Annotated in this window: 24 protein-coding genes and 1 pseudogene; 1 reads left to right on the forward strand and 24 read right to left on the reverse strand. The window is 34.6% G+C overall.

The window, feature by feature from the left end; all coding sequences use genetic code 11:
- Positions 1-31: 31 nt before the first annotated feature.
- On the reverse strand, positions 32-1,696 hold the full coding sequence (gene alsS, locus HMPREF3247_RS00220; protein WP_000130148.1) for an acetolactate synthase AlsS: 1,665 nt from the start codon (positions 1,694-1,696) through the stop codon (positions 32-34).
- Between the two features lie 197 nt (positions 1,697-1,893).
- On the opposite strand from alsS, the pseudogene HMPREF3247_RS00225 reads away from it, so the two are divergent.
- Positions 1,894-2,123 (forward strand): annotated as a pseudogene (locus HMPREF3247_RS00225) (hypothetical protein).
- On the opposite strand, the gene HMPREF3247_RS00230 reads toward HMPREF3247_RS00225, so the two are convergent.
- The 23 genes from HMPREF3247_RS00230 to rplE all read right to left on the reverse strand — a co-directional run bounded on the left by HMPREF3247_RS00230 (position 2,105) and on the right by rplE (position 15,485).
- Positions 2,105-2,287, reverse strand: coding sequence for a hypothetical protein (locus tag HMPREF3247_RS00230; RefSeq protein ID WP_000655246.1), 183 nt, complete (start codon positions 2,285-2,287; stop codon positions 2,105-2,107). The pseudogene HMPREF3247_RS00225 and the gene HMPREF3247_RS00230 sit on opposite strands and share 19 nt — an antisense overlap.
- 281 nt (positions 2,288-2,568) lie before the next feature.
- Positions 2,569-2,961: a 30S ribosomal protein S9 gene (gene rpsI / locus HMPREF3247_RS00235; protein WP_001790547.1), complete on the reverse strand. Its 393-nt coding sequence runs from the start codon at positions 2,959-2,961 to the stop codon at positions 2,569-2,571.
- A 19-nt stretch (positions 2,962-2,980) separates the two neighbouring features.
- Positions 2,981-3,418 (reverse strand): 50S ribosomal protein L13, encoded by a 438-nt coding sequence (gene rplM / locus HMPREF3247_RS00240; RefSeq protein ID WP_001250038.1) that lies wholly within the window; start codon positions 3,416-3,418, stop codon positions 2,981-2,983.
- 239 nt (positions 3,419-3,657) lie between these two features.
- Positions 3,658-4,461: a tRNA pseudouridine(38-40) synthase TruA gene (gene truA, locus HMPREF3247_RS00245; RefSeq protein ID WP_001221855.1), complete on the reverse strand. Its 804-nt coding sequence runs from the start codon at positions 4,459-4,461 to the stop codon at positions 3,658-3,660.
- A gap of 4 nt (positions 4,462-4,465) precedes the next feature.
- Positions 4,466-5,272, reverse strand: coding sequence for an energy-coupling factor transporter transmembrane component T family protein (locus HMPREF3247_RS00250; RefSeq protein WP_070866156.1), 807 nt, complete (start codon positions 5,270-5,272; stop codon positions 4,466-4,468).
- On the reverse strand, positions 5,262-6,122 hold the full coding sequence (locus HMPREF3247_RS00255; RefSeq protein ID WP_000155392.1) for an energy-coupling factor transporter ATPase: 861 nt from the start codon (positions 6,120-6,122) through the stop codon (positions 5,262-5,264). Before HMPREF3247_RS00255 ends, HMPREF3247_RS00250 begins: the two co-directional genes overlap by 11 nt.
- Positions 6,119-6,928 (reverse strand): energy-coupling factor transporter ATPase, encoded by an 810-nt coding sequence (locus HMPREF3247_RS00260; protein ID WP_000389653.1) that lies wholly within the window; start codon positions 6,926-6,928, stop codon positions 6,119-6,121. The genes HMPREF3247_RS00255 and HMPREF3247_RS00260 overlap by 4 nt, the downstream gene beginning before the upstream one ends.
- A 537-nt stretch (positions 6,929-7,465) precedes the next feature.
- A complete protein-coding gene (gene rplQ / locus HMPREF3247_RS00265) occupies positions 7,466-7,834 on the reverse strand; it encodes a 50S ribosomal protein L17 (protein WP_000542274.1) in 369 nt (122 codons plus the stop codon).
- Positions 7,835-7,850: 16 nt separating this feature from the next.
- Positions 7,851-8,795 (reverse strand): DNA-directed RNA polymerase subunit alpha, encoded by a 945-nt coding sequence (locus tag HMPREF3247_RS00270; protein ID WP_000569649.1) that lies wholly within the window; start codon positions 8,793-8,795, stop codon positions 7,851-7,853.
- Positions 8,796-8,869: 74 nt separating this feature from the next.
- Positions 8,870-9,259, reverse strand: coding sequence for a 30S ribosomal protein S11 (gene rpsK / locus HMPREF3247_RS00275; protein WP_000101625.1), 390 nt, complete (start codon positions 9,257-9,259; stop codon positions 8,870-8,872).
- A gap of 23 nt (positions 9,260-9,282) precedes the next feature.
- Positions 9,283-9,648 carry a 30S ribosomal protein S13 gene (gene rpsM / locus HMPREF3247_RS00280; RefSeq protein WP_000090796.1) on the reverse strand — a complete coding sequence of 122 codons (366 nt, stop codon included), beginning with the start codon at positions 9,646-9,648 and terminating at the stop codon, positions 9,283-9,285.
- Between the two features lie 22 nt (positions 9,649-9,670).
- Complete coding sequence (rpmJ, locus tag HMPREF3247_RS00285; protein WP_000868342.1) at positions 9,671-9,784, reverse strand: 50S ribosomal protein L36; 114 nt, start codon at positions 9,782-9,784, stop codon at positions 9,671-9,673.
- A 31-nt stretch (positions 9,785-9,815) separates the two neighbouring features.
- The gene (infA, locus tag HMPREF3247_RS00290) at positions 9,816-10,034 is read right to left on the reverse strand and encodes a translation initiation factor IF-1 (protein ID WP_001118443.1); all 219 of its coding nucleotides are present in this window, start codon (positions 10,032-10,034) and stop codon (positions 9,816-9,818) included.
- Between the two features lie 192 nt (positions 10,035-10,226).
- Positions 10,227-10,874 carry an adenylate kinase gene (locus HMPREF3247_RS00295; RefSeq protein WP_001021468.1) on the reverse strand — a complete coding sequence of 216 codons (648 nt, stop codon included), beginning with the start codon at positions 10,872-10,874 and terminating at the stop codon, positions 10,227-10,229.
- A 16-nt stretch (positions 10,875-10,890) separates the two neighbouring features.
- The gene (gene secY / locus HMPREF3247_RS00300) at positions 10,891-12,183 is read right to left on the reverse strand and encodes a preprotein translocase subunit SecY (RefSeq protein WP_000616784.1); all 1,293 of its coding nucleotides are present in this window, start codon (positions 12,181-12,183) and stop codon (positions 10,891-10,893) included.
- On the reverse strand, positions 12,183-12,623 hold the full coding sequence (gene rplO, locus HMPREF3247_RS00305) for a 50S ribosomal protein L15 (protein WP_000766074.1): 441 nt from the start codon (positions 12,621-12,623) through the stop codon (positions 12,183-12,185). Before rplO ends, secY begins: the two co-directional genes overlap by 1 nt.
- 16 nt (positions 12,624-12,639) lie before the next feature.
- Complete coding sequence (rpmD, locus tag HMPREF3247_RS00310; RefSeq protein WP_001096577.1) at positions 12,640-12,819, reverse strand: 50S ribosomal protein L30; 180 nt, start codon at positions 12,817-12,819, stop codon at positions 12,640-12,642.
- Between the two features lie 16 nt (positions 12,820-12,835).
- Positions 12,836-13,336, reverse strand: coding sequence for a 30S ribosomal protein S5 (gene rpsE / locus HMPREF3247_RS00315; protein ID WP_000113851.1), 501 nt, complete (start codon positions 13,334-13,336; stop codon positions 12,836-12,838).
- A gap of 20 nt (positions 13,337-13,356) precedes the next feature.
- Entirely contained in the window at positions 13,357-13,716 is a 360-nt protein-coding gene (rplR, locus tag HMPREF3247_RS00320; RefSeq protein WP_000623881.1) for a 50S ribosomal protein L18, read from the reverse strand.
- A gap of 30 nt (positions 13,717-13,746) precedes the next feature.
- A complete protein-coding gene (gene rplF, locus HMPREF3247_RS00325) occupies positions 13,747-14,283 on the reverse strand; it encodes a 50S ribosomal protein L6 (RefSeq protein WP_000091975.1) in 537 nt (178 codons plus the stop codon).
- 24 nt (positions 14,284-14,307) lie between these two features.
- A complete protein-coding gene (gene rpsH, locus HMPREF3247_RS00330; protein ID WP_000178881.1) occupies positions 14,308-14,706 on the reverse strand; it encodes a 30S ribosomal protein S8 in 399 nt (132 codons plus the stop codon).
- A 31-nt stretch (positions 14,707-14,737) separates the two neighbouring features.
- A complete protein-coding gene (locus tag HMPREF3247_RS00335) occupies positions 14,738-14,923 on the reverse strand; it encodes a type Z 30S ribosomal protein S14 (RefSeq protein ID WP_001140799.1) in 186 nt (61 codons plus the stop codon).
- A 22-nt stretch (positions 14,924-14,945) separates the two neighbouring features.
- A complete protein-coding gene (rplE, locus tag HMPREF3247_RS00340) occupies positions 14,946-15,485 on the reverse strand; it encodes a 50S ribosomal protein L5 (protein ID WP_001080824.1) in 540 nt (179 codons plus the stop codon).
- Position 15,486 lies beyond the last annotated feature (1 nt).

Raw genomic sequence — 15,486 nt, forward strand, 5'->3', positions numbered from 1 at the left:
TTCCCACTCCTCATTAACATTTATCTTTGTTTTAGTTAAATACGTCAGGTAACATATTTGTTGAAAGTTTGATATTATCTTTGTAATTTACAGGTATATCAATTAATACTGGGCCATCTGTTTCATACCCCTCTTTAATTGCCGCTTCTAATTCTTCTTGATTAGTAACTCGTAAACCTTTTGCGCCAAATGATTCAGCATATTTTACGAAATCTACAGGACCGAAGTCTACGCCTGATGAACGTTTATATTTCATTTCTTCTTGGAATTCAACCATGTTATATTTTCCATCGTTCCAAATAAGTTGAATAATGTTTAGATTTTTACGTACGGCTGTTTCTAAATCTTGTGATGAAAATAAAAAGCCTCCATCGCCAGCAACGGATACAACTTGCGTATTAGGGCGTACAAGCGCAGCTGAAATTGCCCACGGTAATGCTACACCAAGCGTTTGCATACCGTTACTAAATAATAAATGTCTTGGATTGTAACTTCTGAAATTACGTGCCATCCAAATATAGTGACTACCAACATCAACTGTCACTGTTGTTTCATCAGTTAATACCTTTTGCATAGATTCTATAATTTCAACTGGGTGTAAGATGCCTTCTTCATGCGTCGCTTTAATACCAGTTTCTTGATCAATATGCGCTCTTAACTTTTCTAATTCATCCAAATGTTGTTGATTTATAAATGGCTCATCTACTTTGACAGAAATCATTTCAATTGTTTTAGCAATATTACCAATCAACTCTTTTTTCGGTTGCATATAATTAGTAATTTCAGCTTGAACTTCGTCAATATTGATTATTTGCGTATCTAATTCTTTATTCCAGTTACTAGCCTCATATTCTATAGGATCATAACCGATTGTAACAACTAAATCACTTTTACGTAATAATTCATCACCAACTTGATTGCGGAATAAGCCCACTCGCCCAAAGAAATGATTTTCTAATTCACGACTAATCACACCCGCACCTTGGAATGTTTCTACAACGGGTAAATTGGTACGCTCTACTAGCTTACGAATGGCATTTGTTTCTTCTGCACTAGAACTTCTCATACCAGCTAATAAAACAGGAAATGATGCATTTTTAATCGCTTCAATGACATCATTAATATCTTGTTCACTTGGTACACCTAAATTTGGTTTTTGACAAAGTGATATCGCCTTAGATTCAACTGGTGAAGAAATCACATCTTGCGGAATACTAATAAAACTTGCGCCATTTTTTCCTGAAGTAGCAATTCGAATTGCATTTGTCATAACTTCTGATAATGATTCAGGATCTTGTACTTCTTCACTATATTTTGATGAATATTTTAATAAAGCAGCATTATCAATACTTTGATGCGTTAATCGTAATAAATCATTACGTTTCACTTGGCCACCTAACGCTAATACAGGATCCCCTTCAGATGTTGCGGTTAATAATCCAGTAGTTAAATTACTTACACCAGGACCACTTGTAACAAGTACTACACCCGGTTTGCCTGTTAATCTTCCAATACCTTGCGCCATCATTGCGGCGTTTTGTTCATGACGAGTGACAATAAGTTCAGGACCATCATCAATTAAAGCATTAAATAGATAGTCAATCTTTGCACCCGGAATACCAAAAACATATTCTACCCCATTATTTTTCAAAGTATCAATAACCATATCGGCTGCAGTGTACTTTTTATCAGTCATTTATATTCATTTCCCTTCAAATGTGATTTGTAATCTAATGATAGTTACGCAAAATTAATGATGTTTATCAAAATTTTACATGTACGATTAGATTTGTAATACATAAAAATTGCCTTCATTACATTATATAACCTTTGTTAGATGAATAAAAATCGTTATTTGTAATACTAAGTATTCCAAAAATGCATGAGTAGATTTTGTGCGTTGTGATTATGAGGGATGTTGGATTGATTGTTGTGGAGGATTGTTAGCATATTTTGGGATGAGGTGTTTAGTCGATGGTGGGCTGAAAATGCTGTTTTATGACGGACTGAAAATGTTGTTTTTGGCGATTTAAAATTGTCATTTCGATAAAAAGCCGCAGCAAGATTTAGATTTAACTGTGACTTATACATTTCATACTTATATTTATCGATTGGTTTTATAGTTATAAATGATAGATGCAGTTCCTAAACAAATTAAGAAGATAATCATTAAATACATAGAAAAGTTATCTGTTTTAATATAAAACCTAAAAAGTAGAAACACCAGCATCGCAACAATAAAATAAACAGGAATAAAAGCTTTCTTCCAAAATATAGAATCTTTCAATTAAGTCACTCCTTATTTTAATAATACTTTTTAATTAAGGCTCTTGAGTTATCGTCTACCCTCCGCAAGCTAAATGACAATTTAATAATGTAAACTTTTGATTGTGTAAGCATGTACAAATTATACGTGTAAATCAATAATTCATAGTTGAATTTATTCTATTCCTGAGACATTAAATAAAGGAAAGTTCATTTATACTACATACATTTCATATTCCCCACACAAACGCAAAAAAACACCTCGACATAACATCGAAGTGTTTTGTATATATCGTCCGACAATTAACGTTTTGAGAATTGAGGTGAACGACGAGCTGCTTTAAGACCTGGTTTTTTACGTTCTTTCATACGTGGGTCACGAGTAAGTAATCCAGCGCGTTTTAAAGAACCTCTGTATTCAGGATCTGCTTCTAATAATGCACGAGCGATTCCGTGACGGATAGCTTGAGCTTGTCCAGTGAAACCACCACCATGAACGTTAACTAAAACATCATAGTTACCTTTAGTTTCAGTTACATCAAATGGTTGGTTTAAGTCTAAAATTAATGATTCGAATGGTAAGTATTCGCGTACGTCACGGTTATTAACTGTGATGTTACCTTCACCTGGTACTAAACGTACACGTGCTACTGAGTTTTTACGACGGCCTGTGCCTCTATATTCAACTTGTGCCAAAGTCATTTCCTCCTTCTAATTAACCACGTAATTCGTAGTTTTCTGGTTGTTGTGCAGCGTGTGGATGTTCAGCGCCACCATATACAAATAATTTTTTACCTTGTTTTTCGCCTAAACGAGTGCTTGGTAACATACCTTTAATTGAGTTTTCAATTAAACGTTCTGGGTTAGTTCTTCTTAATTCACCAGCAGTGATTGATTTGATACCACCTGGGTGATTTGAGTGACGGTAGTAAACTTTGTCAGTTTCTTTGTTACCAGTAAATTCGATTTTTGATGCATTAATAACGATTACATAATCACCAGTATCAACGTGTGGTGTGTAAGTTACTTTATTTTTACCGCGTAAGATAGATGCTACTTCTGATGATAAACGACCTAATGTTTGGCCTTCAGCATCGATAACATACCATTTGCGCTCAATGTTTGATTCATTTGCCATAAATGTTTGACGCATAATAATTGTCCTCCTAAAAAATAAATGCTTCTATTCAAGCTATAAACAGTTTCATAACCTAATAGATGATTTCATTTGTTTCATTTTTAAAACGTTTAATTTCATTTATTTTGTTAACTGTTGTTCGTTTCTGCTTATATATCTTGTAACACAATAAGTTTCCGGGGCTTATCGTGGGGTGGATATAAAACAATACCGTTAATAATCTTATAATTTCACAAGCTTTTTGTCAATGGCAATCAGTCATTTTGTAATGATTTTTTACGATGTATTTTGATATCGTTGCCAAAGTCTTTTAATAACTCATTTTCATCTAAATAAATCTTCTCTAAATATAATCCTTCAGCCGTTGCAGTGAAAGGAACATTCTTACGATTCTTTGATTCAAGTAGCTTCGGCACATCAGAAATTTCATGTCGTCCTTTTCCAACTTCTATTAAAAATGCAACTAAGACACGCACCATGTTATATAAAAATCCAGATCCAGTGACAATATAATCAAAGCCATCATCTGTCTTTACAATTTCACTTTGGTATAATGTTCTAACCTTGCTTTCTACTTCAGTTTTTTGCGAACAAAATCCCGTAAAATCATGTGTACCTATGAATTGTTGTGCCGCTCTGTTCATTTTATCTAAATCCAACGTTTCAGGAATAAATGTTTTCAAACCACTTTGAAATGGATCGCGGTGTTGTGCTTGATATACTTTATATCGATAGCGTTTACCTACACAATCGTAACGACAATGAAAATCGTCATCGACTGTAACTACATTGTTGACATAAATATCATCAGGTAACGTTCGGTTCATTGCATATTGCCATTGTGACATAGGTATATTCAGCTCTGTGTCGAAATGAAAGTATTGCTGTATCGCATGTACACCTCTATCAGTCCTACTTGAAGGATGGATTCTCACATGTCTTTTATGCATGCGTTGTAATAGCTTTTCAAATTGTTGCTGTACCGTTCGACCATTTTGTTGAATTTGAAAACCTAGAAAATTATTTCCTTGATACGCAATTTCTACTAATATACGCATGAATTTACACTCCTGAATATTTTAATACGAATAAAATAATAGCAATTGGGATAATCATGATTAAAGATAACGTATCTCTCAATTGCCATTTAAACTGTCTGTAGCTCGTTCTCTTAACATTGGCATCATAACCCCTAACTTCCATTGCGACCGCTAATTCTTCGGCGCGTTGGAAAGCTGAGATGAATAGTGGCACTAGTAATGGAATAAATGATTTAATACGTGTTGCAATGTTCCCTGAACTTATTTCAGAACCACGCGACTTTTGTGCCAAAATAATTTTATCTAACTCATCCATTAACGTCGGGATGAATCGTAACGCAATGGACATTATCATACTTAATTGATGAACTGGTAATTTAAACATCTTTAGTGGTGCAAGTAATCTTTCAAACGCATCTGTTAAATCAATTGGACTTGTAGATAGTGTCATAATTGTTGCAATCATCACAATCCCAATTAAACGCAATGATATATAAAACCCTTCTAAAATACCATTAGTTTCAATCGTGATGCCATGCCATTCAACTAATACATATCCACCTTTAGTTAAAAATATATGCATCATTAATGTGAAGATTAAAAAGAAAAATATTGGTGTTAAACCTTTGATTAGGAACCATAATTGAATTTTTGCTAATCTCATAAAGAATAAGATAAGTGCAAACACCCAAAGGTATGTTAATGGTGAATGACAGAAAAATATTAATATAATAAAAAGAAAAACAAACATTAACTTTGCTCTTGGATCAAGATGATGAACAAAAGAATTAATTGGTAAATATCGCCCTATAATCAATTTATTTTTCATGTTGCCACTCCTTATACAAGCTTACAAATGCTTCTTCAGTTAAGGCAATATCTTTTAATTTTGTTTGATGTTTTTGTTCAAAGTCATATTGTAACTGAACAATTTCTGGCAAACCAATATGCCAATCCGCCAATTTTTCTTTATCTTTGAAGAGCTCTTTTGGTGATGTTTGCGACACTATACTACCTTCTTTCATAACGATGACTTCATCTGCATAACGCGCGACTTCATTCATATCATGTGAAATTAGGATAATTGCCTTATTTTCATCTGTTTGTAGTGACTTTAGTAATCGCATTACTTGTCGTTTACTTTGTGGATCAAGTCCTGCTGTGGGTTCATCAACCACGATAATATCAGGATTCATTGCCAATATCGATACAATCGCTATTTTACGCATTTGTCCACCTGACATTTGAAATGGTGATTGTGACATTACTTCTCTTGAAAAACCTAAATCCATCAACAGACGATGGGCATAGTTTTTGGCTTCATCTAAATTCATTTTAAAGTTTTTAGGTCCAAATATCATTTCACGCTCTACTGTGTCCTCAAATAATTGAGATTCGGGAAATTGAAATACCATTCCAATTCTTTTTCTTACAGGTCTAATATATTTATCTTTGGTCTTATGTGTAATAGTAATGTCATCAACTGTAACTGTCCCAGTAGTTGGCTTTAACAGTGCATTAATATTTTGTATCAATGTTGATTTACCACTACCCGTTTGTCCAACGATGGCGTAATATTTACCTTGTTCAAATTCTGTATTAACATCATGAATAGCTTGATGCTGGTATGGTGTCCCTTTTTGATAGGTATAACTTACATTGTCAAAGCGTATAGTCATAGTTGATCCACCAGCCCTTCATAAGTTAAGAATGATGTTTGGTATCCCAGCATTTGATTTATTTTGATTGGGAATGGCAAATCTAGACCTATTGTTGTTAACTCTTCTGCATGGTCGAAAATTTCAATCGCTGTGCCTTCTTTATGGACAGTCCCTTTATTCATAACGATAACATGATCTGCTTCCATCGCCTCAGATAAATCATGCGTAATAGAAATGATTGTAATATTATGTTCTGATTTAACTTTTCTCACTAAATCCAATAAATTTTGACGTGCATCAGGATCTAACATAGAAGTCGCCTCATCTAATATAATGACAGAGGGGTTAAGTGCTAATACACTTGCTATAGCCACACGCTGCTTCTGTCCCCCCGATAATGCATTAGGTTCATAATCCGCACGTTCTAACATATCAACTTGTTTAAGTGCTTCGCTGACTCTTCTATGCATTTCGTCATGTGGAACCGCATGATTTTCGAGTCCAAATGCCACATCGTATTTTACAATTGAACCAACAAATTGATTATCCGGATTCTGGAATACTATTCCTATGTCTTTTCTTAACTTTTCAAAATTATCATCAGTTATAGCTTGATTATTATAAAAAATTTCTCCAGATTTAACTTTCTCTATGCCAATCATTAACTTGGCAATTGTAGATTTTCCAGAACCGTTATGACCAACAATAGATGTCCACTGACCTTTAGGTATATTAAAAGAAACATCTTTCAATGTGAAGGATGCATCACTTTGATATTGAAATGAAACATTTTTAAATACAATAACTGAATTCTTATCCTCCACTTGTCTCTCTCCTTTACGATTCGTGTATCTATCATATTTTACAATATTTATAAATCGCTGTATATGACATTGACTGGGTTTGCTATATATTACTAGTATTTTCTAACTCATTTCTAGTCTTTAAAGTGTTGTTTAACAACTAATGATAAGGACATTTATTCCTCTCTAACAATTATGTATAAACGTTAATAAAATAAATGATTTACTAATATAGGGGTGGTCGCGTTTGATTCAACGATAATACTTTCACTTCATTCAGTTCTAGTGAAATTGATCAAACTAGCTTGATCATATTTTTAGATTCGCACTCAAAAAAGTAGATATAAAGAAATCGGACTTAAAAACATTTCTGTTCATAAGTCCGATATCTTATTCAATAAAAAAGCGCGCACCCCATCATAAGTTTGTTGAGTTCACGCTTTAAATCTTTATTTAGTTGATGGGGTACTCTGAGCTAGACAATATTTGTATGTGGCAAACATTATCGTTGCACTCATTTGCTTTATATAAAAGTAGTTAGTGTATTTATATAAATTCTTATACTAATTCGATAATTACTGATTCAGCACCGTCACCGCGACGAGGGCCTTGTTTAAGGATACGAGTGTAACCACCTTGACGTTCTGTGTAACGCTCTGCGATTTCACCAAATAATTTTTGAAGTGCAGTTTGTGTAGTTTCATCTTCGTTTAAGATTTCAACATTACGTAAAGTTTTAGCTGCATTACGACGAGAAGCTAAATCTCCTTTTTTACCTAAAGTGATTAATTTCTCAACAACACTGCGAACTTCTTTTGCACGAGCTTCTGTAGTTTCAATACGTTCACTAATAATAAGTGATGTAGCTAAGTCACGTAACATAGCTTTACGTTGATCAGAAGTACGACCTAATTTTCTGTAACCCATGAGTTAACCTCCTTTATCAATCTTCTTTTCTTAATCCTAATCCTAAATCTTCTAATTTGTATTTAACTTCTTCTAAAGATTTACGACCTAAATTACGCACTTTCATCATGTCAGCTTCAGATTTGTCAGCTAACTCTTGAACAGAATTGATTCCTGCGCGTTTTAAGCAGTTATATGAACGTACAGATAAGTCTAATTCTTCAATAGACATTTCTAATACTTTTTCTTTTTGATCTTCTTCTTTTTCAATCATGATTTCAGCGTTTTGCGCTTCATCAGTAAGACCAACGAAGATATTCAAGTGTTCAGTCATTATTTTTGCTGCTAATGAAACTGATTCTTGTGGTGTGATTGAACCATTAGTCCAAACATCCAATGTTAATTTATCAAAATCACTGCTTTGACCTACACGTGTATTTTCAACAGTATAGTTCACACGTTCAACAGGTGAATACAATGAATCAACAGGGATTACACCAATTGGTAAATCACTAGTATTATTTTGTTCTGCTAATGCGTAACCTCTACCCTTGTTAGCAACTAGACGAATTTTTAAGTGACCACCTTTAGATACTGTTGCAATTTTAAGCTCTGGGTTTAAAATTTCAACATCACTATCATGTGTAATGTCGCTTGCTGTTACTTCGCCTTCATCACGTACATCAATTTCTAAAGTTTTATCTTCTTCAGAGTAAATTTTCAATGCTAATTGTTTAATGTTCATAATAATTGTAGAAACATCTTCAACTACATTGTCTACTGCTGAGAATTCATGTAAAACTCCCTCAATTTCAATATACTTAACGGCTGCACCTGGTAATGAAGATAGTAGGATACGACGTAAGGAGTTTCCTAGTGTAGTACCGTAGCCACGTTCTAGTGGTTCAACAACGAACTTACCGAATTTAGCATCTTCACTAATTTCAATTGTCTCAATTCTAGGTTTTTCGATTTCTATCATTTAAATATCCTCCTTATATACGTCGACTTAATTTAAAATGTTTGCTCAGTGACCTGTAACAATACCATCATAAATTATACACGACGACGTTTTGGTGGACGACAACCGTTATGAGGTACTGGAGTAACGTCTCTGATCGCAGTTACTTCTAAACCTGCAGATTGTAATGCACGAATAGCTGATTCACGACCTGGACCAGGTCCTTTAACTGTTACTTCAACTGTTTTTAAACCATGCTCCATAGCTGATTTAGATGCAGTTTCAGAAGCCATTTGTGCTGCAAATGGTGTTGATTTTTTAGATCCTTTGAATCCTAATGCACCAGCTGATGACCATGATAAAGCATTACCGAACTCATCAGTGATAGTTACAATAGTGTTGTTGAATGTTGAACGGATGTGTGCTACACCATTTTCAATATTCTTTTTCACTCTACGTTTACGAGATACTTGTTTACGTGCCATTTAAAATTTGCCTCCTTTACCTATTATTTTTTCTTGTTAGCTACCGTTTTAACTGGTCCTTTACGAGTACGCGCGTTGTTTTTCGTTTTTTGACCACGAACTGGTAAACCACGACGGTGACGGATACCACGGTATGATGAAATTTCCATTAAACGTTTGATATTTAAGTTAGTTTCACGACGTAAGTCACCTTCGACTTTATAACCGTCTACAACTTCACGGATGCGACCTAATTCGTCATCAGTTAAATCTTTCACACGAGTATCAGCTGATACGTTAGCTTCTTCAAGAATTTTTTGAGCAGTTGACGTACCGATACCGTATATATAAGTTAATGAGATAACTACGCGTTTTTCACGTGGAATATCTACTCCTGCAATACGTGCCATATTAATTTACACCTCTCTTTTATTAACCTTGTCTTTGTTTGTGTTTTGGATTTTCACAAATTACCATTACTTTACCTTTACGTTTAATGACTTTACATTTTTCGCAAATAGGTTTTACTGATGGTCTTACTTTCATTTTTATACCTCCCTATATTATGGAGTGACGATTATTTATAACGATAAGTAATTCTTCCGCGTGTTAAATCGTACGGAGACATCTCAACAGTTACTTTGTCGCCAGGTAGAATACGAATGTAATTCATTCTGATTTTACCACTTACGTGAGCTAAAATCTCATGACCATTTTCTAATTCTACTTTAAACATTGCGTTCGGTAAAGTATCTAATACAGTACCTTCTAATTCAATTACATCTTGTTTAGCCATTGATTAACTTCCCCCTTTTTGCAATAGTAAGGTAATCGTCAATAGACAACTTTATTGTTACGAATCTATCAGTGATTAATTTTATAAGTTAAACAAAAATTACGGGAATTAATTATCGTTAATTGCCACTCTCATCTATCTAATATGATTAAATCATGCCTCACTTAAAATAGACCGCTAAAAGTTGATCTATTACAAATGATCTAAAATATCAATGACATCTTTGGTAACGTCGCTAATATCTTTTGAACCATCAATATTTTTCAATACACCTTTTTGATCATAGAAATCTAAAATAGGCTTAGATTGTTTAATATTAACACTCAAACGATTAGCTACCGTTTCAGGATTATCATCTTCTCGTTGATACAATTTACCACCATCGATATCACAAATACCTTCGACCTTCGGAGGATTAAATACAAGATGATACGTTGTACCACATGACTCACAGATTCGACGACCTGTAAGACGGTTCATTAATTCTTCTTCCGGAACTTCGATATTGATGACAGCATCAATGTTTCTGTCAAGCTCAGACATAATATTATTTAATGCCTCAGCTTGCTCGATTGTTCTTGGGAAGCCATCTAATAAAAAGCCTTTTTTTGCATCGTCTTCAGAAATTCTTTCCTTAACGATACCTACAGTCACTTCATCAGGAACTAATTCGCCACGGTCCATATAAGACTTAGCTTCTTTACCTAATTCAGTTTCTTCTTTTATAGCTTTTCTGAACATGTCACCAGTTGAAATGTGGGGTATTGGGAATTTCTTGACAATTTCACTTGCTTGAGTTCCTTTACCTGCGCCAGGTAAACCCATCAAAATGATATTCATAAGTGCCCTCCTAAAATTATCTACCACCAAAGCCTTTATATTCTTTTTGAGATACTTGAGCTTCTAAAGATTTCATTGTTTCAATCGCTACACCAATAACGATAAGTAAACTTGTACCACCAATCTGAATTGATTGTGGTAATCCCATAAACTTAGTTGCTAATATCGGTAGAATTGAAATAACGGCTAAGAAGATAGAACCTACAAAAGTTAAACGATATAAAACTTTAGTAATATATTTTTTGGTTTGTTCACCAGGTCTAATGCCTGGAACATAGCTACCTTGTTTCTTAAGGTTATCAGCCATTTTTTCCGGATTAACTTGTACAAATGCATAGAAGTATGTGAATAGTATAATTAGTACAATATATACAACCATACCAACATTACTTGAAGGATTTGCAGCATTCGCAATGTTTTGTGCCCATTCTTTATCTGGATAGAACAACGTTAATGTTCTAGGCAGTAAGAAGAACGCCATTGCAAAGATTACAGGAATAACACCGGCTGAGTTCACTTTTAAAGGTAGATAAGTTGCCTGTGAACCTAATCTTTGAGCAGTTTGTTTCTTAGCATATTGAATCGGAATTTTACGAACGGCTTCAAGTACATAAATAGCACCTACAGTTAATAGTATCAGTGACACTAAAAGTCCTAATACTTTCAACCATGCTAATGATGTATCTTCTTGCCCAACGAACGCAGTTTGTCCAAATTGAATTAGACTGGCTGGCAACGTTGATAAAATACCCGCAAATATGATAATAGAAATACCATTACCAACACCGAACTGAGTGATTTGATCACCAAGCCATATTAAGAAAGCAGTTCCTGCTGTCAAAACTAGTGCTATTAATAAATAACTCATAATTGACTGATTGATAATCAGCGCACCTTTGAGATAATTATTAAATTGGAATGCCATACCTATAGATTGGATAAATGCTAAAGAAATTGCTAAATAACGAGTAACGTTATTTAACTTTCTTCTACCTACTTCACCTTGTTTTGCCCATTCTGAGAATTTAGGGACAATATCCATTTGTAATAATTGCATTACGATTGATGCAGTGATGTAGGGTACAATACCCATTGCAAAAATAGAAAATCGTTTCAAGGCTCCGCCACCAAAAGTATTTAATAACTCAGTGGCACCTTGAGAACCTTGGGGATTATCAAAAGCTGCAGGATTTACTCCTGGAGCTGGTATATAAGTCCCTATTTTAAAAATTACTAACATTGCTAGTGTGAAGAAAATCTTGTTACGAACCTCTTTTGTTCTAAAGAAGTTCACAAGGGTTTGAATCATTAAATCACCTCGTGTGCTCCACCTTTAGCATCAATAGCTTCTGCTGCTGAAGCTGAGAATTTATGAGCTTTCACTGTCAATTTCTTATCAAGTGAACCATTACCTAGTATTTTGATACCAGATTTTTCATTCTTAACAACACCAGATTCTACTAATAAAGCTGGAGTTACTTCAGTACCATCTTCAAATTTATTAAGTTGGTCTAAGTTAACAATAGCATATTCTTTACGATTTATGTTAGTAAAACCACGTTTTGGTAAACGACGGAATAATGGTAATTGACCACCTTCAAATCCTGGTCTTACACCACCGCCTGAACGAGCTTTTTGACCTTTGTGTCCGCGACCACTTGTTTTACCATTACCTGTCGCAACACCACGTCCAACACGATTGCGTTCTTTACGTGAACCTTCTGCCGGTTTTAACTCATGTAATTTCATTTCGGCACCTCCTTGATTATTTTTCTTCTACTGTTACTAAGTGCTTAACTTTGTTGATTTGCCCACGAATAGCAGGGTTATCTTCAACAACTACTGAACTGTTAGTCTTTTTAAGACCTAAAGCTTCAACAGTTTTACGTTGTGTTTCAGGACGACCAATAACACTACGAGTGAGGGTAATTTGTAATTTAGCCATAACTAGTTTTCCCTCCTTAATTGTATAATTCTTCTACTGTTTTGCCACGTAATTTCGCAACATCTTCAGCATTTTTAAGGTTTTGTAAACCATCGATTGTAGCACGAACCATGTTGATTGGTGTGTTTGATCCTAATGATTTACTTAAGATATCAGTGATACCTGCTAATTCAAGTACGGCACGAACAGGACCACCAGCGATAACTCCTGTACCAGGTGCAGCCGGTTTCATAAATACGCTTCCTGAACCGTAACGGCCAGTAATTGTGTGTGGAGTTGTACCTTCAACACGTGGAACAACTACTAAATCTTTTTTAGCTGCTTCAACAGCTTTTTTGATTGCTTCTGGTACCTCTTGAGCTTTACCAGTACCGAAACCTACACGACCATTTTTGTCTCCAACTACAACTAATGCAGTGAAACGGAAACGACGACCACCTTTTACAACTTTTGCTACACGGTTGATTGTAACAACGCGTTCTTCAAATTCTTTCGTCTCTTCTTCTCTACGAGCCATGTATTTGTCCCTCCTTTAAATTAAAATTCTAATCCGCTTTCTCTTGCTGCTTCAGCTAATGCTTTAACACGTCCGTGATATAAATATCCTCCACGGTCAAATACGATTTCTTTAATGCCTTTGTCAGCAGCTTTTTTAGCAATTGCTTCACCGACTTTAGTTGCTAATTCAACTTTAGTTGCTGTAGTAGCAATGTCGCTGTCTTTTGAAGAAGCTTGAGCTAATGTTACGCCTTTATTATCATCAATAATTTGAGCGTAGATATGCTTGTTTGAACGATATACGTTTAAACGTGGCTTTTCAGCTGTACCTGATAAGTTAGTACGAACACGAGCATGTCTTTTTAAACGCACTTTATTTTTATCAATTTTACTGATCATTTCAATACTCCTTTCTTTAGAGTTTATCTATTATTTACCAGTTTTACCTTCTTTACGGCGAACGTATTCACCTTGGTAACGAATACCTTTACCTTTGTAAGGCTCTGGAGGTCTTACTGAACGGATGTTAGATGCTAATGCTCCAACTTGTTCTTTTGAAATACCTTCAACTTTAACGACTGTGTTTTTCTCAACTGAGAAAGTAATGTTTTCTTCAGCTTTAATTTCTACTGGGTGAGAATAACCAACGTTAAGGATTAAGTCTTTACCTTGCATTTGAGCACGGTAACCTACACCAACAAGTTCAAGTACTTTTACGTATCCTTGAGAAACACCTTGTACCATATTGTTTAATAAAGCACGAGTTGTACCATGGTTTGTTCTATCTTCTTTAGAATCAGATGGTCTTACAACTTCAATTGTGTTTTCTTCTTGCTTGAATGTCATTCTTTCATTTAAAGTTCTTGATAATTCACCTTTAGGACCTTTAACAGTTACATGATTTCCATCAAAAGTTACTGTTACGTCACTAGGGATGTCAATAATTTTCTTACCAACACGACTCATGTTATGGCACCTCCTTATTTTTTATTACCAAACGTATGCGATAATTTCTCCACCAACATTACGTTTTCTTGCTTCTTTGTCAGTGATTACACCTTCAGAAGTTGATACTAATGCAATACCTAAACCATTTAATACTTTAGGCATTTCGCTAGCTTTTGCATAAACACGTAAACCTGGTTTTGAAATACGTTTTAATCCTGTGATAACACGCTCATCGTTTTGACCATATTTTAAGAATAAACGAAGTACACCTTGTTTATCATCTTCTACGTATTCAACATTTTTAATGAAACCTTCACTCTTTAAGATTTCAGCAATTTCTTTTTTAATATTTGATGCAGGTAATTCTAACTTCTCGTGACGCACCATGTTTGCGTTTCTTACACGAGTAAGCATATCTGCGATTGGATCTGTCATTGTCATTGATTGTTGCCTCCTTTCAGACTCTTTTTTATTACCAGCTAGCTTTACGAACGCCAGGGATTTGGCCTTTGTAAGCTAATTCACGGAAACAAATACGGCATAATTTAAATTTACGATATACAGAATGTGGACGGCCACAACGTTCACAACGAGTGTATTCACGAACTGCATATTTTTGTTTTTTTTGTTGCTTAGCAACCATTGAAGTTTTAGCCACTTAATTAGCCTCCTTTAAATAATTATTTACGGAATGGCATACCGAAGTTAGCTAACAATTCACGAGCTTCTTCATCAGTGTTAGCAGTCGTTACGATAACAATATCCATTCCTCTAACTTTACTTACTTTATCATAGTCGATTTCTGGGAAAATTAATTGTTCTTTAACACCTAAAGTGTAGTTACCGCGTCCGTCAAATGCTTTTTTAGAAACACCTTGGAAGTCACGTACACGTGGTAATGATACTGAAATTAATTTGTCTAAGAATTCATACATTCTTTCACCGCGAAGTGTTACTTTCGCACCGATTGGCATACCTTCACGTAAACGGAAAGTCGCGATTGATTTTTTAGCTTTAGTTACTAATGGTTTTTGACCAGTGATCAATTCTAATTCTTCAACAGCATTGTCTAATACTTTAGAATTTTGTACTGCGTCACCTACACCCATGTTCACAACGATTTTATCTATTTTTGGTACTTCCATTACTGAACTATAATTGAATTTTTTCATTAAGTTTTCAGTAACTTCAGTGTTAAACTTTTCTTTTAAACGGTTCAAA

Source organism: Staphylococcus sp. HMSC36A10 (genome assembly GCF_001838845.1).
In the GTDB taxonomy this organism is placed as follows: Bacteria; Bacillota; Bacilli; order Staphylococcales; family Staphylococcaceae; genus Staphylococcus; species Staphylococcus aureus.

Bases quoted from the DNA above. Each gene is read 5' to 3' on its own strand.
- alsS (WP_000130148.1), bottom strand. From the start codon at position 1,696: ATGACTGATAAAAAGTACACTGCAGCCGATATGGTTATTGATACTTTG.
- rplM (WP_001250038.1), bottom strand. From the start codon at position 3,418: ATGCGTCAAACATTTATGGCAAATGAATCAAACATTGAGCGCAAATGG.
- truA (WP_001221855.1), bottom strand. From the start codon at position 4,461: ATGCGTATATTAGTAGAAATTGCGTATCAAGGAAATAATTTTCTAGGT.
- HMPREF3247_RS00250 (WP_070866156.1), bottom strand. From the start codon at position 5,272: ATGAAAAATAAATTGATTATAGGGCGATATTTACCAATTAATTCTTTT.
- HMPREF3247_RS00255 (WP_000155392.1), bottom strand. From the start codon at position 6,122: ATGACTATACGCTTTGACAATGTAAGTTATACCTATCAAAAAGGGACA.
- rplQ (WP_000542274.1), bottom strand. From the start codon at position 7,834: ATGGGTTACAGAAAATTAGGTCGTACTTCTGATCAACGTAAAGCTATG.
- HMPREF3247_RS00270 (WP_000569649.1), bottom strand. From the start codon at position 8,795: ATGATAGAAATCGAAAAACCTAGAATTGAGACAATTGAAATTAGTGAA.
- rpsK (WP_000101625.1), bottom strand. From the start codon at position 9,259: ATGGCACGTAAACAAGTATCTCGTAAACGTAGAGTGAAAAAGAATATT.
- rpsM (WP_000090796.1), bottom strand. From the start codon at position 9,648: ATGGCACGTATTGCAGGAGTAGATATTCCACGTGAAAAACGCGTAGTT.
- rpmJ (WP_000868342.1), bottom strand. From the start codon at position 9,784: ATGAAAGTAAGACCATCAGTAAAACCTATTTGCGAAAAATGTAAAGTC.
- infA (WP_001118443.1), bottom strand. From the start codon at position 10,034: ATGGCTAAACAAGATGTAATTGAATTAGAAGGTACTGTATTAGATACT.
- HMPREF3247_RS00295 (WP_001021468.1), bottom strand. From the start codon at position 10,874: ATGAATATCATTTTGATGGGTTTACCTGGCGCAGGTAAAGGAACTCAA.
- secY (WP_000616784.1), bottom strand. From the start codon at position 12,183: ATGATTCAAACCCTTGTGAACTTCTTTAGAACAAAAGAGGTTCGTAAC.
- rplO (WP_000766074.1), bottom strand. From the start codon at position 12,623: ATGAAATTACATGAGTTAAAACCGGCAGAAGGTTCACGTAAAGAACGC.
- rpmD (WP_001096577.1), bottom strand. From the start codon at position 12,819: ATGGCTAAATTACAAATTACCCTCACTCGTAGTGTTATTGGTCGTCCT.
- rpsE (WP_000113851.1), bottom strand. From the start codon at position 13,336: ATGGCTCGTAGAGAAGAAGAGACGAAAGAATTTGAAGAACGCGTTGTT.
- rplR (WP_000623881.1), bottom strand. From the start codon at position 13,716: ATGATCAGTAAAATTGATAAAAATAAAGTGCGTTTAAAAAGACATGCT.
- rplF (WP_000091975.1), bottom strand. From the start codon at position 14,283: ATGAGTCGTGTTGGTAAGAAAATTATTGACATCCCTAGTGACGTAACA.
- rpsH (WP_000178881.1), bottom strand. From the start codon at position 14,706: ATGACAATGACAGATCCAATCGCAGATATGCTTACTCGTGTAAGAAAC.